This is a genomic window from Limosilactobacillus pontis, assembly GCF_002940945.1.
In the GTDB taxonomy this organism is placed as follows: Bacteria; Bacillota; Bacilli; order Lactobacillales; family Lactobacillaceae; genus Limosilactobacillus; species Limosilactobacillus pontis_A.
The window spans coordinates 24,062-43,852 of sequence record NZ_PNFV01000001.1; the positions used below are offsets into that span (position 1 = coordinate 24,062).

Below are 19,791 nucleotides of genomic sequence, written 5' to 3' on the forward strand. Positions count from 1 at the left end.
AAGTAATTTACCTGTCCGGGTTCGGCACAAGATACTATGCTGGAACTAACCATTATAATAATTGTATTCTAAAATAAGAAATTGAAAGGAGTAAAGCACCATGCAGCTCACCATTACCCAACTCTACCAGAAGATGCGCCGTCAGATGGGCCCGTCCGGCTGGTGGCCCGCCGACAGCAAGGAGGAGATCGTCATTGGCGCAATTCTGATCCAGAACACTAACTGGCGCAACGCTGACCGGGCCCTCAACCTCCTCCGTCAAGCCACGGGCCTCCAACCAGATCGTATCCTGGCCTTGACCATGGATCAATTACACGACCTGGTACGTCCAGCTGGCTTCTACCGCAATAAAAGCAAGGCTCTGGTCAGTGTCCTCTCCTGGCTAGCCCGAGGCAACTACGACTATCCTGCTATCCGTCAACACTACGGATCCCGCCTTCGCCAGGAACTACGGGCCCTGCACGGGGTTGGTCCCGAAACAGCCGACGTCCTGCTGACCTATATTTTTGACGTGCCAACCTTCATCAGTGATAAGTACGCCCGCACCCTTTTCACCTACCTGGGAGTGACCGGGCTGACCGACTACCAGAGCTTATCCCAGCGGTGCAACCTGCCAGATGATTTCACCCCGGCGATGGCTAAGGACTTTCATGGCCTAATCGACGAATTTGGCAAGGTCTATTTTCACCCACGGGATAAATTTGCGACGAGTTTTCTCAGCGACGACACCCTCGCCCTTTGATGATAAAAATGATACACTATTAAGAATTAAAAAGGAGTGATCAGCATGACTAAGGCACTATTGATTATTGATTACACCAACGACTTCGTAGCGGACAACGGGGCCTTGACCGTGGGCAAACCGGCCCAGCAGCTAGATGGCTACCTCGCTGACCTAGCCGACCAATTCTACCTCAATGGTGATTACGTGATCTTTCCGACTGACGCTCACCACCGGCACGACCCTTTCCATCCGGAGTCCAAGCTTTTCCCGCCCCACAACATCATCGGGACGCCGGGCCGGAACATATACGGCCGGGTGAACGATTGGTATCAGGCACACCGTGGTAACGACCGGGTTGACCTCTTTGCTAAGAACCGTTACTCATCCTTTGCAAATACCAACCTCGATAACTACCTGCGTGAGCGACATATCACCGACCTCTGGATCAGCGGTGTCTGCACTGACATCTGCGTCCTCCATACGGCAATTGATGCTTACAATCGCGACTACCAAATCACTATTCCCCGGCGCGGGGTCGCAACCTTTACGACAAATGGTGATGAGTGGGCATTGGACCACTTCAAGAATAGCCTCGGCGCTACAATTGCTGACTAGTCTTCAACAGTCGCTGGGCGACGTGATAGTAGTGCTTATACAAGGCTGTATAACGGCCACTGTTCTTCTTCACTAGCCAGGGCTTATCACGGCCGCAATAGTGAAGGATAACGGTGTTTTTGATTACCCAATCGGTTGTCCACTCGCCAAAGGAGATCGTTTCGTAAATCTGCCCCTTCCGTGTATCATAGTTATAGAGTTCGTCGGGGACCGACTTGATATTCCTACCATAGAGGGCGTTGAGCACGTCCTGGTCAGGCAAGAAAAGAACATGATTACGGATATAGTCAAAGATAACGTTGGGCTGGACCCGTTGACGGATAGCATCGAGGTTCATCAAGAGCACCCCGGAGTTGTAATAACCATCGGCGTCAAAGTTTTGCAGGCGGATCTTGTTGATCACCTCGGTGGTATTGGTCAGTCCGGTGTGGATGGCTGAAGCATAAAGGTAGTCAGACAGGTCGGTCGCGTAGAGCCTAGTCAGGTCATTGATACAGAGTACATCGGCGTCTAAATAAAGGATCTTATGCAGGTTGGCTGGCAGAAGCTTGTGCGCCAGGAGCCGGTAGTAGATCGTTGTCGGATAGCGGTCGGTGACCGGGGCATCCTTGAACATTTCGTTCTTTACCATCACCGGATGGTAGGTCATCCCCAAGCGCTGGCAGAAAGCAGCCAGTATGTCCCCCTGCTGAAGCGGCTGTTTTTGAATCACGTAGACATCAAAATTGCGGGCGGTCGTGTTGGCTTTGATCGAAAGCAGGACGGTCGCCAGCTGGGTAGTATAATGATCATCAATTGAGAATAATAGGTTCATGAAATGGTCCTCCTTGCAATAAGCTCATTATAGCAATTGTCGGTGGAACCAGGCAGGTGAAATCAGAAATGGAGACGTATTATGAAACAGGAAGAACAAATTGTCGCAGTTAAAAAATACACCATCGCAAAACTGGGTCAGGATGAGACTGGGCACGGTATGGATCACATCAACCGGGTCGTTCAAATGGCCCGCCGGTTAGCCGCCGGTGAAGGGGTCGATCCTTTCTTACCGGTGGTGTCCGCTTACCTTCACGATACGATCGACGAAAAGCTGGTAACCAGTATTCCGGCAGCTGAGCAGGAACTACGTGACTACCTGGTGACCCACGGCTTTACCATTGAGCAGGTGACCACAATCATGGACACCATCAGCAATATCTCCTTTGCCCACACTCTTGATGGTGAACCGATCCGTCTCTCGATCGTTGGCAAGATCGTCCGCGATGCCGACTGGCTGGACGCGATCGGTGCTCTTGGGATTACTCGGGCGATCTACTACGGTGGTGGCCACCATGAGAAGATCTACGACCCAGCAGTCAAGCCTCGTCAAAACATGAGCCGGAAAGAATACCGCAACCTAGCCGACGAAACGATCATCAACCACTTCTACGAAAAGATTCTCAAATTGAAGGACATGCTGCAGACGACAACCGCCCGCCAGATTGCCGAACATCGCCAACAGGTCATGCTCGACTTTTTAGCCGAGTTTAAGGCCGAGTGGCAAGCCAAAAAGTAAACAAAAACGCTCTTTTTTATACAATTGGAAAATGCCCGCTAGGCACCAGTATTTAGATGCTTAGCGAGCATTTTTTCTTATTTTTTATCGTTACTATCAGAATCAATGGGCGCGACCCAGTGCCGCCACAACCAGCGGGCAACCAGGCCCAGCAACGGTGTCAAGACCGCGTAAAGCAGGGCCGTCAGAACGCTGAGCGATAACCCTAACCGAGCATAGGTCAGGGCGGTCGCCGCCTGGCCATCGAAGAGCAGACCCACAATGGCCAGCCCGGCCTCCATAAACACTAATTGCAGCAAGCCGGCAAGCAAACCAAGGAAAATCAGCTGCTGGTGGGTGACGGTTCGGTCACCCAGCTGCCAGCCAATCAACCAGGCCAGGACTACCACTGTCAGCAGGATGGACACACTAGCAACCGCATTGACTGTCCCGGTCCAAAACATGACGACTAGGGCCGCAATCGCAACACCGAGGGCATTTCCAATACCTGCCGCCAGCAGGACAGCCAGACTGATGATCCCCGCCCAGGGAGCGACAAACACCCCCGTTGGCAAGATGAAGCGGGTACTGATCAGGCTAACCATGACCATCAGAACCACCGCTAGGGCATCAAAAGCAAGGGACTTAAGACTAATTTTCATGGTCTTACAGCGGCTTCTTATCAGTATCCTGCATCCAAGCTAGTGCCAGGGCCCCTTGGCCAAGGTGGGTCCCGATGACTGGCCCAAAGTAGCTCAGCTCAAAATTGATATCAGGAAATTCACCCTGCAGCTTTTCCAGCCACTTCTGGCCAGCTTCCGGTGCGTTGGCGTGGAAGACAATTCCACGGACCGGGTAATTAAGCTTAGCCAGGTCTGCCTTGAAGATCTGCTCACAACGCAGCTTAGCCTTCTTCATCGACCGGACCTTCTCAAAGGCCTCGATGGCATGGTGCTCGTTGTGGAAACTCAACAGCGGCTTTATCTTCAAAATTGAGCCGACAAAGGCGGAGGCGTTGGAAAGACGTCCCCCCCGAACCAGGTTTTGCAGATCATCGACCACGAAGACCTCGTTGATTGTGTCTCGCAGCTGGGTTAGCTTGGTAATGATGGTGTCGAGGTCGTCGCCGTCCTCAACCATCTGGGCTGCTTGGATAGCAAGGTAGCCCATCAACTTGACGGTGATCTGGCTGTCAAATGGCACAATCTTGATGGTGTCCTTCATCTCTGCCGCAATCTGAGCAATGTTATTCAGGAAGCCGGAGATCGACTTGGCCAAGTGAATGCTGATGACGGCATCATAACCCTGATCGGCCAGCTTCTGGTAGAGTTCCATCATCTCACCAATTGACGGCTGGGAGGTGCTGGGAAAGGTACTGGACGTCTTCAACAGATGGTAGAATTCCTCGGTCGTGATGTCAACGCCCTCACGATAACCCTTACCGTCCACAACGAATGGAATTGGGACAACGTGAATATGATTGGCGGCCGCCTCTTCCGGAGTGAGGTAGGCGGTGCTGTCGGTCACAACAGCAATTTTCATTGTATCGTCCTCCATATAAATTAAATATAATTGCTTTGTAATGGATAAAAATCCACATAATACAAGAAGCATACCACATGAAGAAGTATAAACCAACTTATTTCGGCAGACAAATGCTATAACTTGTTTGCCTACACGGAAAAACGGTATAATAGGAATCGCACATTTTTGAACGTCATTTAATGAAAGGAGCGCTTTGCATGTCCTTTGACGGTTTCTTTACCCATGCAATGGTGCATGAACTAGACCAAACATTAACCACCGGCCGGGTTGCCCGGGTGAGTCAGCCCTACCCCGCCGAATTGATCATCACAATCCGGGCACACCGGCACAACTATGCCCTCCTGCTCTCGGCCAACCCGACCTACCCGCGGATCCAGATCACCACGATCCCTTACAGTAATCCGGCCGTACCAACAAACTTCACGATGACCCTCCGCAAGTACCTGGAGGGGGCCATTCTTCACTCAATCGAACAAGCTGGCAATGACCGGATCATCAAGCTGACCTTCGATACCCGCGACGAACTCGGCGATAGCCAACAGCTGATCCTGGTCAGTGAAATCATGGCCCGCCACAGCAACATCTCCCTGATCAATCACAAGACCGGTAAAATCATCGATACGGTCAAGCACGTCGGGTCCGACCAGAATCGGGTTCGTCTCCTCCTCCCTGGCGCGACCTTTGTTATGCCGCCAAAGCAAGACAAGCTGAATCCCTACCTGCCTAACCAGCTCTACAGCGATCTGGTTAAACAGTACCAGGACCCGCGTGAGTTGGCTCACCATCTCCAGCAGGGCTATGAAGGACTAGGCAGTGATACGGCCCGCGACCTGGCCAACCGTCTGCTGGCCAGCGATCACCTGCCTACTACTTATCAACAGTTCATCCAGCATTTCGATCATCCGGACCCCGTAATTATCAACGGTAAGCGAAAGTCATTTATGGCCTTCCCGCCACGCGATGCTGAAGAAGATGACCTCCAGCACTTCGCCACCTTATCTGAATTGCTTGACAATTACTACGCCCAAAAGGCCCAGCAGGACCGGTCCAAGGAGCTGGCCGGCCAGGTCATCAAGGTCATCAAGAACGAATTGAAGAAGGACCGGCGCAAGGTCAATAAATTCCACCAACAGCTGGCCGACGCGGACGCTGCCGACCGCTACCGGATTCGCGGGGAAATTCTCACCACGTACCTTGGCAAGCTCAAGCCGGGCATGACGGCGATCACCCTACCTAACTTCTACGATGATAACAAGCCGCTGAAGATCACGCTGGCCCCAGAGCTGTCGCCATCGCGCAACGCCCAGAAATACTTTACCAAGTATGATAAGTTGAAAGCTTCGGTTGCCCACGTTAACGAGCAGATGAAGCTGACCGAGGATGAGATCGCATACTTCGAAAACATTCAGAATCAGATCGACCTTGCCTCCCCGGCCGATATCCAAGAGATTCGGCTGGAGTTGCAACAGCAAGGCTACATCAAGAGCAAGAAGCAGAAGAGTAAGAAACGTCGCAAAGTCCGCCTCAGCAAGCCCGAGCAGTTCCATACCAGCGATGGTACCCTGGTTTTGGTAGGCAAGAATAATCTGCAAAACGACCGGCTGAGTTTTAAGACCGCCAATAAGAACGAGATCTGGCTCCACGTCAAGGACATCCCAGGATCCCACGTTGTCATCCGGTCAACTAACCCTAGTGAGCAGACGATTCTAGAGGCAGCCCAGCTGGCAGCCTACTTCTCCAAGGGGCGCGATTCAGACAACGTCCCTGTTGACTACCTGCCAGTCAAGCGACTTCATAAACCGAATGGTGCCAAGCCCGGTTTCGTAACCTTCACCGGTCAGAAAACTTTGTACGTAACGCCGCATAAGCTCAATGATTAGCGGAACGGTGAAGTTTAAATTGGACATTTATTGGACATATTTAGCCGATAGCAATTTTGACTATCGGCTTTTTCCTTTTGTATTGTATTAATATGCAATTACCTATGATTTTATTCAATCTCTTTTATCGGTATAATAAACGAAAAATCGGTGCAAAATCGTCTGAAATTGCACCGATAATAAAAAGGGTGCCTTTTCAGGTACCCCGCCGGCTCGGTCTAAGGAGCTACCTCAGTACCAATTTGCGCACCAGCCTATTTATCTTAGTAACTATATTATACCACAAGAATGATATGATACAATATATGTGCGCATCGGGTGGGTAGCTCCCACTTAAACCGCGCAAGATGGGAGGTGTCTCCCATAGGACACTGGTTCCTATTTATCTTAGTCGTGCCTATTAAATATCTAATTAAGAGGCTGTTCAAGTAACGGCTAGTAATCTTGGCGCTCTTCCTTCGGGTTGAGCGCTTCTTAGTTATTAACGCAAAACTTCATATAAGCTATTAAAGTAAATGTTATTGATGAAAATTGATTGGCTTGGTTGATTTCTTTTTATTGTGTTTGTTTTATGTTTGGTTAAAGTAAATTTCAACTCAACATTGTACTTGCCTATAACAAATAAAACCACCTGGTGATAAATAAGGTCATCAGGTGGTTCCTTTTTCAATTATTTAGTTTATGCATCAGCTGGCCGGTTCCCCCATTCGTGGTAGTGGTCCCCCACCAGGGAAACATAGTAGTTCATGTAGGTCATCTGCTTATATGGCGTGATCCAGATAAAACCGATTCCTGCAGTCAGCACACCAAGGATGTCCCAGCCCAGGAAACTCAGCCGAAGGACAAACAATTCCCACTTGTGGCCATTCATCAATTGCCGGCTCATCGTCACGTAGTCGAAGTAGCTGCGTTCAGTGTCGCCCCCCTGCTCCTTGACATCCTTATAGATGTAGAATGTCTGCGAGTAGGAAAAGGTCTTGATGATCCCAGGAATAATCAGCAACAGCGACCAAAGAAAGACCAAGACCCGCTGAATAACGTAGAGGACGAAGACCGGCAGGATGTACTTGCCGGAGATGGTTTGAAAGGCTGCCTTGAATGGTGATCGCGTCGGTACCTTGGTCCGGATCCAGTCGATCAGGGCAAAGTCAACACTGAGCAGAAGGTAGGTGGTAATCAGATCACCGATGAAGGACTGACCTGAGTTGCCACTAGCACTACCATTACTACCAGCAGAAGTGGTGAAATCTCCAGGTAACGTCGGGCTGACCTTGGTAAGATAGTAGGTCAAGCCAGCAATCACTCCAGTAATAACAACCCCGGTGATAACCTGACAAACTACCTGGACGATATTGAGCTTAATGGCGGTCAGCCAATTACCCGCCAATAGGCTACGGGCTTCCGCCTTCAGTTGTGTTCTTGTCTTCATGGTATGACCTCCCTTTATATCTACGGTTGACTATACCTGCGGATGACCACTGACACTCGGTACCAGAAGCTCATAGACGTAGGAGAGCTCCTCAGGACGAAAGGCACCATGCAGGGTCCCCACCTTGGTAAAACCGTTCTTGGCAATTACATGTTGCATGGCCTGGTTATTTTCGTTGGTGCTGATCCGAATCGACTTAACCGTCGGCCGATGTTCCTCCAGGTAATCCAGCATATGGATGAAGAGCTTGGATGCATAACCCTTACCGGCGTGGTCAGAATGGATAGCTACCCGGTGAATTACCACGTAGTCTTCCGTCTCCATCAGCCACTTCCCGTCCAAGTCATCGTAGAAGTGGTCTGGCGCATCGACAATTGCCAGAGTGCCGACGGTCAAGTCATCATTGGATTGGGCCAGATAGGCATAACCGTGTTCAATATCCTCCTTGATGTGCTGGACATTCGGGTAGTCCCCCTGCCACTGGTCAACCCCGCGTTCAGCCAGTTGGTCGCGGCCGTTACGCAGGATCGCCAGGATAGTGTCCAAATCTTCCATCGTTGCTTTCTTCATCTTCATAAAACTCACTCCCAAGCTGGTGGCTAGTGCCCGCAGGCGGGGCCACCATTAAAATTATTAAGTCAACTACTATTATGCCACTAAAGAGGGCAAAAATCTGCCATATTCCGCAAGTAGTAGCCGCAATCTAATCTTACTTATTGCTGTTTGCTTGGGACTTCTTAGTCGTCTGGGCGAGGGTCTCCTCCTCACTCTCAGCGTAGTTGACCATTTTCAGGAAGTTATCGACGTCGAGACTAGCCCGGCCAATCAGCACCCCGTCAATATCTGGTTTGGCCATGATCTCTTTGATATTATCCGGGTTAACGCTGCCCCCGTAGAGAATCCGGATCTTATCGGCAATCTCGTAGGTGTAGTTGTCGGCGATTGTCCGCCGGATCATCCGGCAGCCCTCCTCGGCCAGGGTGGCGTTGGCGTGCTGGCCAATCCCAACCGCCCAACTTGGCTCGTAAGAGATGACAACCCGCTTGATCTGGTCCAAGGAGACGCCGTGCAGAACACTCATCAGCTGCTGAAAGACATAGTGAATCTCACCATTGACCTCCTTTTGAACCATCGTCTCGTCAGTACAGATGATCGGGGTGATGTCCATCTGGAGGGCGGCCTTGACCTTCCGGTTGACGGCCGCGTTATTCTCACCGAAGAGTCGCCGCCGCTCAATGTGGCCAAGCATAGCGTAACTTACACCGAGATCTTTGAGCCCGCGCAGACTCAGCTCCCCGGTATAGGGACCGGAGTACTCGGCCGCAGCGTTTTGGGCAATAATCTGCAGGCCAGAGTTACCGGCAGCCTGCTTCATGCTATAGAGAGAAAAGGCCTGGGGAGCAATCCCCACCTCAATCTTATCCGGGCTGGGCAGCTTGTCCTTGATCGCGTTGACGAATCTCACTGACTCCGCCACGGTCTTGTGCATCTTCCAGTTAGCCGCAATGAATGGTTTGCGCATCGTTGTTTCCTCCTCACTATTTTACTCAAGTATGACACACTTTTAGTCCCCGGTCATCGTTTTTTTGTCCGGCTTGTCTTTCTCCTTAAACTTAATTTTCATTCTGGAAAAAAGTGACTATAATGAAGGTATCAATACTGAAAAAGAAGGAAATTACCTTGACTATGATCATCATTAGCACGATTCTGTTAATCGGCTTTCTCTACTTCCTGCAGCGCAATTTCCGCCAGGATAACTACGGCTACTCATTTGTTATGTACATCGGGGCGGTAGTCTTCTATGCGAATCTCTATGACAACCTGCCAAAGGACGGCCAGTTCTGGTTGATGATCGTCACCGTCTTGATCCTTATTGCCATCACCGGTGGCTATATCTACCGGGCGGTGACCGCTACTAGCGACGAGCGCCACCGCTGGTATGCCGTTGCCTTGGGGATCCTCGCAATTATTCTAGCGATCATCTTCAAGTTCATTCTATAAAGCAAAAGGGATCGGTTGAGCCACACGCTCACCGATCCCATTTGTCATCTTTCAGTCCAATTGACTAAGTGCCTGACGAAGATCGCTAATAATATCCGTGGCATCCTCGATCCCTACGGATAGACGAATCAGCTCATCACTGATCCCGTTTTTCAACCGTACGGCCCGTGGAATTGAACCATGGGTCATCACTGCCGGAACCTCAATCAAGCTCTCAATTCCTCCAAGACTTTCAGCGAGGTCGATCAGCTGCAGGTGTTCAACGAATTGTTTAACATCCAATCCAGCCTGAAGCTCGAAGGAGATCATTGCCCCAAAGCCCCGCATTTGTTCAGCAGCAACGGCATGCCCCGGGAAATCGGTCAGTCCGGGATAATAAATCTTAGCAACGTGTGCATCTGTCTGGAGAAAATCAACCACCGCGGCAGCATTCTCCTCATGAATCCGCATCCGGGCCGCCAGTGTCTTGATCCCCCGCTGGACTAGCCAGCTGTCGTCCGGCCCCAGCGTACTGCCCAGCGAGTTTTGGAGAAAAGCCAGCTGCTCAGCAATCACCGCATCGTTGGTAACAGCGATCCCAGCAACCACGTCACTGTGGCCACCTAGGTACTTGGTTGCGGAGTGGACGACGATGTCCGCTCCTAGGGTCAGCGGCTGCTGGTTATAGGGTGTTGCAAAGGTATTATCAACAATTGTCCGCAAGTGATGCCGCTTGGCCAGTCTGGTTACCGCCCGGATATCGGTAATCTGAAGAAGCGGGTTCGTTGGTGTTTCAAAATATATAGCAACGGTATTGTCCTGAATCGCCGCCTCTATTGCCGCTGGGTCCTGGGTATCAACAACCGTGAACTCCATGCCAAACCGCTTCAAGACCTGGTTGATCAATCGGAAGGTTCCACCATAGACGTCTTTGCCAACGACAAAGTGGTCACTACGGGAGTACAGTGCAAAAACCGTCGCAATGGCTGCGGAACCAGAGGCAAAGGCAAAACCAGCCACCCCCTCTTCCAGCTGGGCCATCAGTTTTTCCAATGCGGCTCGAGTCGGGTTGCCCGTTCGTGAATACTCCCACTTGGGGCTTCCGCCTAAGACTCGCTGATGAAAAGTCGATGCCCGGTAGATTGGCGTTGAAACGGCACCGGTCGTGAGGTCTTCACTATCGCCGCCATGAATTAATCGGGTGTTGAATTTAGTCATAATCAATTACCTCGCTTGCTTAATCATAAATGTGTTCACTAAGATAACGCTCACTGGAATCGGGAAAGATGGTCACCAAGTTAGCACCCTGGGGAAGGGTGGCCGCTACCCGAAGACTGGCCGCAAGAGCCGCCCCACTGGAACTGCCGATGAAAAGGGCCAGGTGGCGGGCCGCCCAGCGGACATAGTGAAACGCCGCGTCGTCCTCAATCGTTTGAATCCCGTTGATCCTCACATCCTTGAAGAATGGCGGAACGAATTCCACCCCGATCCCCTCAGTCCGGTGAGAGTGCTGGGGCCCACCATTTAATATCGATCCGGCCGGTTCCACAACATAATTTTCAAGCTGCGGGTAGGCAGCCTGGAGGGCCTTGGCTGTTCCGGCAAAGGTCCCGCCACTACCAGCGCCCGCCACAAAGGCAGCTAGCGGCCGGCCAGCCAGGTCGCGCAGGATTTCCGGCCCCAGCGTTTGCTGGTAAACATCCGGGTTGGCCGGATTCATAAACTGCAGGGGCAGATAGGCATTCGGTAATTCAGCTGCCAGCTTCTTGGCATAGTCGATGGCACCCGTGATTCCCTGGTCACTGGGGGTATTGATGACTTCGGCGCCCAGAGCCTGCATCAGTGTCTGCTTCTCAAAGCTGAATTTTTCTGGGACAACCAGCTTAACAGCCAGGTGGTGCTTAAGGGCCGCAATGGCCAGCCCAATCCCCGTATTTCCCGCGGTCGGCTCAATGATCGTGGTTTGGGCATCAATCTTTCCCTCAGCAATGCCGCGCTGGATCAATGCCATTCCCAGACGATCCTTAATACTTCCCCCGGGGTTAAACATCTCAAGCTTAGCGTAGATGTTAACGTCGTGGGGAGCAGCGATTTCTACCTTAAGCAACGGCGTATGGCCGATGAGCTGGTATGTATCAGTAACTAGCAACGGAAATTCCTCCTTTAAAAAAACAAAATGGGCGCAAATTCAGTATCCTGAATCTGCGCCCATGGCTTCACAATCATTTTGAACTAATTCATTTTAACTTAAAATGAGTATGCCAAAATTGTGGACCGCTTAGACGCAATCCACAACAACAGTTATTCCCGTTTACTAATAAGGTCATTAGCATGGCAATCGTCCCTTCTCAAGTTAGGGACAGTTTAACTAATCAGCATCCCCGTGTCAATCAATTCATTAAATAAGTTTAATTTGTTTTTCACTTGTGATCAATACCACCACAGGAAGGATCACTGACTTATTTTTTAAATGGGATCGGTTAAGCCACACGCTCACCGATCCCATTTTTTATTCTTACGGCAACCACATCACAACCGTCTCTACTTCTCAGTCGAGCTCGTTATGATTTCAAAGATTCAGAAGCTTATTTAAACCATCAAGTGTGACCACTTCATATTTCTCCTTAGTAAAACGTTGAACTGTATGTGGATAATAATATTCAACCGCCTTATTCTTACCCTGCTTAATTGCGGTGGTGAAAACCTTATGGGCCTCGACCGCTTTCTGTAATGCCTTATACAGTTTCTTAGCATATTCCCGGTGATTACTTAAGAATTCACCGGTGACTTGCCCCCAAGCAATAAAAACGTACTGAGCCTGATTGGCGTAGTTCTCAATTTGCTCGGTTGCCTTTTTGAATGCAGCATCGACCTGCTTTGCGTTTTCCTCATCCTGTAAGTATGCAGTCAGAACCTTATAAGCTTCATTAGCATCATAGGTCCTAAATGAAAACATGTCGATCTGAACTAGTTCGTTGATTGAAGCGGGAAAACTCTCCCAATCCTGAACATGAAGATAGTCAAATTTGTTGATGCTCAACTTCCTGACGTTATCGAGTCCACCACCCGTGTGAGTTCGATTTGGCGTATCCGTTTTATTATCATGCTTATACTGACGGTGATCCTGGACAATCTGTTGGTAAATCTTTCTCAGGTTTTCTACCTGATCATCTTCTACCTGATCGTCGGAAAAATACGAGCGGGGATTCAGGCCCAGCGTCAACAGGATCTTTGGTTCCTCAATGTCTTTTAAGGTAAACGACGCATTCTTCATAGGTGCAACCCAATCCGCATCGGGGATCGGCACCTTTGAAATAGCAACATCAGGATCTAATGATTCCCAAACTTTTACCCAGGAATTACGGCTCTTGATGTACCAATCACTCTCAAACCCTATGATTCCATCGTTCATTACTTGATCGTTATTCATATAATCATAGCCTCCTTATAACTTGTCATACGCCACCACGACCTTATCCCAGGCATCGTGGTCAACATCAAGAATGATCTCCTGGTTACGTTCCCGATCATCGATGTAGTGGCCATCGACAGTCTTGCCGAAGTAGAAGTAATACATCTCGTTCTTGCCGCTCGGTGACTTAGCATCTAGCAAGTGCTTAAATTCATCCTGATCGAAGACGAAGAAGTCGATATCGGGCTGTTCAGCGTCGTCACTGTGGTTCACGGCAAAGACAAAGAAATCATATGCAAATTGGCCATTATCATCATAAATGGTCTTTTTTGAAATGGTCGAAAAACCGGTGTACATCATCCGGGAACTCACATCATCCTTACCATAAAAACCTGAGCCGCGCAAACTTATTTTCAGCTTCCCTGCCCCATTAGTGATAACGATTCCAGAACCTTCTTTCCGGCTCCCCTTCAATATATCTTCAGCAGGAATTTTATCAGCTAAATTTCTCCGAACCGCTCCCACCAGTTCATTTTTGCTGATAGAACCGCGGATTTTGCTGTTAATGTTTTTCCCTGGTTTAGCTGCCGTCGAAACAGGCACCGGCTTGCCATTCTTTAATTCTGCAACCTCGCGCTGCAAGGCCTCCACTTCATCGCTGAGCTTTAGGACCTTATCCTGGAGGTCAAGAATGATTCTATCCAACCCCATTTTTGTTTCCTCCTTATATAATTATGATTTAATCTTACCAGATATATATCATTTTATCAAATTGGCAAATATATAATATTTCTTTCGAAAATCTATTGACATATAAGATATTTAGGTATATATTTTAATCGTTGACTTGAACAAAATCAAAAGGAGGACATTTATATTATGTCATTATTTGAAAAACCTCACTGTGGAAAATGCGGCTATGTTTTGGACGACTTTGCGGTTGCGTTCGGTAACTATTGTCCCAAGTGCGGTAATATCTTGGGCCAGCCCGGTGGTATTCGTTGGTACTAATTCATCTATAGGAGGGATTAAATATGTTCAAAATTACCTATCAAGGCCAGCAAGCCTTTGCTCTTGCTAAAAATATCTCCAATAAATATAAGCGTTCAATAATTGAAACACAGGATCTGGTGGCCGCCCTGGCTGAAACCAATGACAGCAGCGCTGGAAAGATTCTATTTGACCGTTACGTCACCCGCTTTGATATTCAGCGGGAAATTGCGACTGCCCAGTCCGTGACGGCACATTCCCAGGATGATCCTTCACTCGTCTACGCCGGGATGAACGATTCACAGGCCTTTGAAAACAAAATCAAAAGCAATCCGGTCCCCTTTATCAAGGAGCCAGGAAATAACCCTGTCACCATCATCGACCGCGAATACCATGTTTCTGACTATGTTCTTCATGGGCTGAATTACGCCCAAGCCTTACTCCAACAGCGGAGTACCACGGAAATTGAAACACAGGATCTTCTGCTCGGGATGGTAGACGTCCAAGACAGCAATGCCTTCTGGCTATTGCTCAAACTGCTGATCATGCGGATGCATGGCTTCTACGCCAATGCCTACACTAACGTTGTCCTTTCAAAGCTGGACCTGGATTGGTACCGGGACGGTTATGAGACCAACCGCCGAAAGCAGAAAAAAGCCCTCGCCGCTCAGCTGGTAAATAAACTGACGAACCCCGACTACTCCATCTTGAAGGAATACGGACGAGACCTCACTCAGCTGGCACGGGAGAAGAAACTCGCGCCGGTTGTTGGCCGGGATGATGAAATTAAACACCTGGCCCTGGTTCTCAACCGGCGCCAGAAGTCAAATGCCTTGTTGATCGGCCCGGCTGGAGTGGGAAAGACGGCGATCGCGGAAGGCCTCGCTCAGCGCATTGCAACCGGCCATCTTCCGACCCTTAAAGCCAAGCGGCTCATCGCCCTTGATCCAGACCGGTTTGCCACTCTGATGGCACGTGCCGCCAGCGCTGAGGTGATCAACCACTTGCTCGCGGAACTGACCCAGCGACAGGATGTCATCTTGTTCATCGATGAGGTTCAGGTCCTGCGCCACCGCGGCGGCCTTGGTCTCTTTGACATGCTCAAGCCAGCCCTGGCCCGGGGTGAACTACAATTGATCGGCGCTACTACACCGACGGAAGCCCAGGACTTTTTCGACAATGACACGGCCTTGCAACGGCGTTTTGCGACCATCATGGTCAAGCCACTAACCCGATCTCAGGCTGATCAGGTGGTGGCCACGGCCAGCATCCCCTACGAAAACTTCTACCGGGCTAATTACACTACCGCAGCTAAGCTGACAGCCGTTGACCTTGCCTCGGCTTACCTTGCCACACCCCTGCCAGATGCGGCTTTGACTATCTTGGATAATGCCGGGGCACTAGTAACTGCCCATACCGGGACAACGTCACCTGATTCGCAGGACTATATTCAACAGCTCCAAGCACTAGAAAACCAGTTGGCCACCGCACGCACCAAGAGTCTCAATGATGACCAGGTCCACCAGCTCAAACGAGCCATCAGCGACCTGCAGGCCCGGTATGCCGTGCAAAAGGCTAATGGTGACCAGAAACAGTACACTGCCAAAATCACCGAACAGGCGGTGATCAAGGCAACTGCAGGTATCCTGGGGCGTTCCCTGAGCAAACAGGATGTCCGTATCGCCAAGCAACGGCGGACCGCTGAAAGTACCTCCATCTTTAAACTTGAAAAGCACCTGCAAGACCACATCATCGGTCAGAATCAAGCGGTGAGTGAACTATCCCAAGCCATTATGATTGCCAAAGCTGGTCTGCGGAAAACGGGGGCTCCGATCGGGTCATTCTTCTTTGCTGGTTTAACCGGAACCGGAAAGACTGAGACAGCCAAACAGCTGGCCATTGCGGAATTTGGTTCTGACCAGAATCTCCTACGTTTTAACATGCCTGATTTTAACGGTTTCGATGGCCAAGACCTATTCGTCACCAGCCTGCTTCAACAGGTCACCGCACACCCGAATGCGGTCATCCTGCTTGACGAGATTGAGAAGGCAAAACCAGCCCTCGACCACATCCTACTCAGCATTATGGATGAGGGAGTCCTACTTCCCAACTTTAATCTCAATCCCGACTTCAGCAAGTCGATCATCATCATGACATCCAACATTGGGGCCGCACAACTGTTAGAACAACATGTCGGCTTTACCAGTGCTTCGGCTAACGACAACCAAAGTAGTTACGATACAGTGCGCCAGGCAATGCAAAAACGCTTTGCTCCTGAATTTCTTAATCGTTTGACCAAGATCATTGTTTTCAACCGATTACAGTCTTCTGACTTGAGCAAGATCGCCAACCTGCTGCTAGAAAATAAACAGCGACTCCTATTAGAAAAGGATGTCCACCTTGTCTGGGACCAGTCCCTACCCGATTACATCGTCGCCCGTTATGCCGATCCCAATGCCGGGGCACGCCCGCTCGAACGGGGAATCGATCAAACAATCATGGGTCCCCTGGCCGTCAAGCTCTTGAGGCATGAAGTTTTACCGGGCCAAATAATCAAGTTATCTGTTGCAAATGAACAATTATCAATTGAGGTGGCTTAATTATGATGAACGAACACGAATTTATTAACCAAATGATCAAGTTTTACCACGCCTGCAATGTCCCTGCCGCTGAGGTTGACCATATTCTGGCAACCAACCGAGACCAGATCAGTCGGTACCTAGTAGCAACGCCTGAGCTGATGGCCCGCAAATTCTATGAATGGACCTTTAACAAGTCAATCAATTAATATGGGAGGATGCCCAAATGAAGTTAAAGAATTTTTCTAAAAAATGGAAATGGATCACCGGTATTATCGTCGCGGCCCTAGCAGTCATGTTATTCGGCCGATTGCACAGTAACAGCGAGACGCTCTTTCCTCCACGACACGTTTCGTTCGTCCAGCAGGCCCATGGAACAGGCACCCACGTCTGGTATATGACGACCGGTAAGGATAAGGACGCTAACGTTTATTACATCGTTGTATTGAAGGACGGACGGGCCCGGACCTACCGGACGTATGACGACGATACAACGCTGGGCAAGATCGCTAAGATGAGCAATCGCCAGGTCCTCCGCTACGCTAAGCAACAGGATAAGAAGTATTTTGACGTCTCAACCAAGGAGGTTGCCTTAGCCCGCCGCGGTGTTCATGACGGTTTTAATACCGACTTCAAACCTGCCATGAGTGCACCGAGTTACTATGTTTTGATCAACGATGATAACAAGGTCGTCGGTACGGCCATTGACACTGGTGAAAAGGGCCACAATGACCGACCTTACCAGGTCATCTTCAATACCGCCGGTAAGATGACTAGCAGCGCCCGGGGAACCACCCAGCTGCCCGGCAATATCCGGGAAAATTACACGCCAATTGTCAGAGAAAATGATAACGACCAAAAGCACAATACAACCATTTTAAATCGCATGGACACCGGCCTACAGGAGCACATCCGCCAGGTAAGTTATACTGCCCCTGAGCCAATCAAGGTCAAGAACACTTCGCAGACCGACGCTTCCGGCAACCATATTGTTTCTCAAACGGCAACAATCCAGTATACAAGCAGCGTCGATGTCGACCAAGTCCAGGATAACTTCCTGCAGATGGCTGAAAAGGATCCTTCGATCATGAAACGCTTTGCTCAGTGGGCAACGTTGAAACAAAAAGCCCACGATCCAAAGCAAATGGCTACCGCCCAAACAGCTGTTAATACGGGGACCGATAGGATGTTCTCACCACACTTCTGCAATGACCTGACCAAGGAAGTCTTCATCAGTAATGAGCAGGAGAAGGACACACTCAGTTTGGAGATGCCGGTCGCCTTTGACGTCTACGATAGCCACTTTATTGGCTACGAACGAGCCAACGATAACGGCTACTTAGTTACCAAGGCACAGTCTAAGAAGCAAACCGCAGTCTTTGCTAAGTAACTTCGCCGTTCCTAAAAAAGCATCCGCAAAAACGGATGCTTTTTCTAGTGTACGAAATATTAGAAAACTCCCTGCCCTTACAATGCAAAATTTCCGTAACTGTATTGCAGCTGGAACGAGATTGAGTTAGTCAACCGACTGTACTGCATAGTAGTAGGTCCCGTCCGGGCGGTCAACCCGGTGGTATTCCACCGTCCGCCCGTTGTAGGTGATCTGGTTGCCATTCTGCTGGTAGTTACGATAGAACTCTTCCTCATTCTCCAGCGTATCGGCACCCACCAGGCCACCAGCCCGGGCAATGTTATACGCAAACTTAGTACCCTCGCCAGGTACGTATCCAGGGGCTACCGCATCCTCCGACTGAGTGTTAGCCGCTACCGAACTATCCTGGTCATCATTGCCATCTGTAGCATATGAGTCCGCTGTCTCTTCATCATTCACGTCCTCACTAGACGTCGATTCCTCGCTGGTGCGGCTAATGGATTTCCGACTGTTTGTCCGGGCGGTCGGGGCTGACGACGACGCCGAACGGTCGGGACCGCTGTTATGAACATTGATAAAGATTGCCACAACAAAGATAACGATGGCCGTCAATAAGACAGCAATGATGATGTTGAAAATCCGGTTTAACTTCATGGTTGCTACCTCCGATCGAGAGCCGCTGGCGCATTGATTGTTCAACTTAATTATATCATTAGGCATTCAGCACGTTGCATAAAGAGTTATTAACTAAGCTTGTCTCCAAAATTTTCCCTCATTGATTTGTACCATGATACACTGGGCTTCAACATAGAATCACATAACAAGGAATACACCATTATTTCTTAATGATAAGCTACCAAATCTGGGCTAAAAAGCGACGGTTGGATAATGATATAATGTGGTTGATCCTTTTATCTAACATAGTGGAAGAAAAATACCGCACTTGTATATGGCCTTGATAGGTCCGAGAAGATGTTGTTCATCAATCTATTTTCTAGAAAGGGGCATTGATAAGTCAATGACGCGTAAAGACGAAGCATATAATTACATCAAGAACGAGATCATCCTCAACCACCTTCACCCAAATGAGGTGATCTCTGAAAATCAGATCACAGAGCGGCTCAATATGAGCCGGACCCCAGTACGAGAGGCAATCAAGGAACTAGTTGCGGATGGCCTGGTAATGTTCCGCGGCCGAGAAAACGTGGTCACCCCGCTGACAGCGGCTGATGTCCAGGAGGTCTACGAATTGCGGAGCCTGCTTGAGACATACGCATTGAAGAAGACCATCAATATCATCCCCATCGTCGCCCTGGATAAGCTTGAAGACGAGTTTGAACAAGCCTACCAGGCAAATGACTGGGATGCCTACCTCGATGTCGATACCCGCTTTCACGCCTTGATAACCCACCTATCCGGTTACCCGCGGCTAAAACAGTTTCTCAATATTTTGAAGGCCCAGACGGCCCGGACGCGTCACGTTAGCTCATACAACCCCCATCGAATGAGCCGCTCCATCGAAGAGCACAAGGAAATCATCAAGTGGATTCGGCTGCGCAATTTGGATGAAGCCGAGAAAGCCCTAGCCTACCACCTGCAACGTGTCTACGATTCCGTTGGCGCCTACCTGAATTACATCAATTAAAATGAAAGCCACTGCTAAGCGGCTTTTTTCTTTTTGTGAAATTTACTTTGTGATTACTGTCGCTTTAGGATTTCTTAAATTTCGCTTGT

21 protein-coding genes are annotated in these 19,791 nt (G+C 49.6%); 10 read left to right on the forward strand and 11 right to left on the reverse strand.

Going from position 1 to position 19,791, the window contains the following annotated elements:
• Positions 1 to 100: 100 nt before the first annotated feature.
• On the forward strand, positions 101 to 742 hold the full coding sequence (locus CK797_RS00140; RefSeq protein ID WP_104687807.1) for an endonuclease III domain-containing protein: 642 nt from the start codon (positions 101 to 103) through the stop codon (positions 740 to 742).
• 45 nt (positions 743 to 787) lie between these two features.
• Positions 788 to 1,339 carry a cysteine hydrolase family protein gene (locus tag CK797_RS00145; protein ID WP_104687808.1) on the forward strand — a complete coding sequence of 184 codons (552 nt, stop codon included), beginning with the start codon at positions 788 to 790 and terminating at the stop codon, positions 1,337 to 1,339.
• Here the strand turns inward: CK797_RS00145 and CK797_RS00150 are convergent.
• Positions 1,323 to 2,153 carry a glycosyltransferase family 8 protein gene (locus CK797_RS00150; protein ID WP_104687809.1) on the reverse strand — a complete coding sequence of 277 codons (831 nt, stop codon included), beginning with the start codon at positions 2,151 to 2,153 and terminating at the stop codon, positions 1,323 to 1,325. The genes CK797_RS00145 and CK797_RS00150 overlap by 17 nt on opposite strands.
• 81 nt (positions 2,154 to 2,234) lie before the next feature.
• On the opposite strand from CK797_RS00150, the gene CK797_RS00155 reads away from it, so the two are divergent.
• Complete coding sequence (locus CK797_RS00155; RefSeq protein WP_104687810.1) at positions 2,235 to 2,891, forward strand: HD domain-containing protein; 657 nt, start codon at positions 2,235 to 2,237, stop codon at positions 2,889 to 2,891.
• A gap of 77 nt (positions 2,892 to 2,968) precedes the next feature.
• Here the strand turns inward: CK797_RS00155 and CK797_RS00160 are convergent, their stop codons facing one another.
• Both CK797_RS00160 and CK797_RS00165 read right to left on the reverse strand, forming a co-directional pair.
• Positions 2,969 to 3,532: a hypothetical protein gene (locus tag CK797_RS00160; protein ID WP_104687811.1), complete on the reverse strand. Its 564-nt coding sequence runs from the start codon at positions 3,530 to 3,532 to the stop codon at positions 2,969 to 2,971.
• A gap of 4 nt (positions 3,533 to 3,536) precedes the next feature.
• Entirely contained in the window at positions 3,537 to 4,412 is an 876-nt protein-coding gene (locus CK797_RS00165; RefSeq protein WP_104687812.1) for a DegV family protein, read from the reverse strand.
• 200 nt (positions 4,413 to 4,612) lie between these two features.
• On the opposite strand from CK797_RS00165, the gene CK797_RS00170 reads away from it, so the two are divergent.
• The gene (locus CK797_RS00170) at positions 4,613 to 6,295 is read left to right on the forward strand and encodes an NFACT RNA binding domain-containing protein (RefSeq protein WP_104687813.1); all 1,683 of its coding nucleotides are present in this window, start codon (positions 4,613 to 4,615) and stop codon (positions 6,293 to 6,295) included.
• 679 nt (positions 6,296 to 6,974) lie between these two features.
• Here the strand turns inward: CK797_RS00170 and CK797_RS00175 are convergent.
• The 3 genes from CK797_RS00175 to tpiA form a co-directional block, all read right to left on the reverse strand.
• Complete coding sequence (locus CK797_RS00175) at positions 6,975 to 7,724, reverse strand: DUF975 family protein (protein ID WP_104687814.1); 750 nt, start codon at positions 7,722 to 7,724, stop codon at positions 6,975 to 6,977.
• A gap of 30 nt (positions 7,725 to 7,754) precedes the next feature.
• The gene (locus tag CK797_RS00180; protein ID WP_104687815.1) at positions 7,755 to 8,300 is read right to left on the reverse strand and encodes a GNAT family N-acetyltransferase; all 546 of its coding nucleotides are present in this window, start codon (positions 8,298 to 8,300) and stop codon (positions 7,755 to 7,757) included.
• A 133-nt stretch (positions 8,301 to 8,433) separates the two neighbouring features.
• Entirely contained in the window at positions 8,434 to 9,246 is an 813-nt protein-coding gene (tpiA, locus tag CK797_RS00185; RefSeq protein WP_104687816.1) for a triose-phosphate isomerase, read from the reverse strand.
• A gap of 122 nt (positions 9,247 to 9,368) precedes the next feature.
• On the opposite strand from tpiA, the gene CK797_RS00190 reads away from it, so the two are divergent.
• Entirely contained in the window at positions 9,369 to 9,725 is a 357-nt protein-coding gene (locus CK797_RS00190; RefSeq protein ID WP_104687817.1) for a hypothetical protein, read from the forward strand.
• A 51-nt stretch (positions 9,726 to 9,776) separates the two neighbouring features.
• Here CK797_RS00190 and CK797_RS00195 read toward each other — a convergent pair whose 3' ends face one another.
• The 4 genes from CK797_RS00195 to CK797_RS00210 form a co-directional block, all read right to left on the reverse strand.
• Positions 9,777 to 10,922, reverse strand: a complete 1,146-nt coding sequence (locus CK797_RS00195; RefSeq protein WP_104687818.1) for a trans-sulfuration enzyme family protein — start codon at positions 10,920 to 10,922, stop codon at positions 9,777 to 9,779.
• Positions 10,923 to 10,941: 19 nt separating this feature from the next.
• The gene (locus tag CK797_RS00200) at positions 10,942 to 11,853 is read right to left on the reverse strand and encodes a PLP-dependent cysteine synthase family protein (protein WP_104687819.1); all 912 of its coding nucleotides are present in this window, start codon (positions 11,851 to 11,853) and stop codon (positions 10,942 to 10,944) included.
• A gap of 420 nt (positions 11,854 to 12,273) precedes the next feature.
• Positions 12,274 to 13,134 carry a hypothetical protein gene (locus CK797_RS00205; RefSeq protein ID WP_104687820.1) on the reverse strand — a complete coding sequence of 287 codons (861 nt, stop codon included), beginning with the start codon at positions 13,132 to 13,134 and terminating at the stop codon, positions 12,274 to 12,276.
• A gap of 15 nt (positions 13,135 to 13,149) precedes the next feature.
• Complete coding sequence (locus tag CK797_RS00210; protein WP_104687821.1) at positions 13,150 to 13,827, reverse strand: hypothetical protein; 678 nt, start codon at positions 13,825 to 13,827, stop codon at positions 13,150 to 13,152.
• Between the two features lie 168 nt (positions 13,828 to 13,995).
• Here CK797_RS00210 and CK797_RS09190 point away from each other — a divergent pair, with 168 nt between their 5' ends.
• The 4 genes from CK797_RS09190 to CK797_RS00225 are packed head-to-tail and all read left to right on the forward strand — an operon-like array spanning position 13,996 to position 18,075.
• Positions 13,996 to 14,127: a hypothetical protein gene (locus CK797_RS09190; protein ID WP_263851272.1), complete on the forward strand. Its 132-nt coding sequence runs from the start codon at positions 13,996 to 13,998 to the stop codon at positions 14,125 to 14,127.
• A gap of 23 nt (positions 14,128 to 14,150) precedes the next feature.
• Positions 14,151 to 16,706, forward strand: a complete 2,556-nt coding sequence (locus CK797_RS00215; protein WP_104687822.1) for an AAA family ATPase — start codon at positions 14,151 to 14,153, stop codon at positions 16,704 to 16,706.
• Between the two features lie 2 nt (positions 16,707 to 16,708).
• Entirely contained in the window at positions 16,709 to 16,894 is a 186-nt protein-coding gene (locus CK797_RS00220) for a hypothetical protein (RefSeq protein WP_104687823.1), read from the forward strand.
• A 17-nt stretch (positions 16,895 to 16,911) separates the two neighbouring features.
• The gene (locus CK797_RS00225) at positions 16,912 to 18,075 is read left to right on the forward strand and encodes a hypothetical protein (protein ID WP_104687824.1); all 1,164 of its coding nucleotides are present in this window, start codon (positions 16,912 to 16,914) and stop codon (positions 18,073 to 18,075) included.
• Between the two features lie 126 nt (positions 18,076 to 18,201).
• Here CK797_RS00225 and CK797_RS00230 read toward each other — a convergent pair whose 3' ends face one another.
• The gene (locus CK797_RS00230; protein WP_104687825.1) at positions 18,202 to 18,711 is read right to left on the reverse strand and encodes a hypothetical protein; all 510 of its coding nucleotides are present in this window, start codon (positions 18,709 to 18,711) and stop codon (positions 18,202 to 18,204) included.
• A 364-nt stretch (positions 18,712 to 19,075) separates the two neighbouring features.
• Here CK797_RS00230 and CK797_RS00235 point away from each other — a divergent pair, with 364 nt between their 5' ends.
• Complete coding sequence (locus tag CK797_RS00235) at positions 19,076 to 19,702, forward strand: GntR family transcriptional regulator (RefSeq protein WP_104687826.1); 627 nt, start codon at positions 19,076 to 19,078, stop codon at positions 19,700 to 19,702.
• The last annotated feature ends 89 nt before the right edge of the window (positions 19,703 to 19,791 follow it).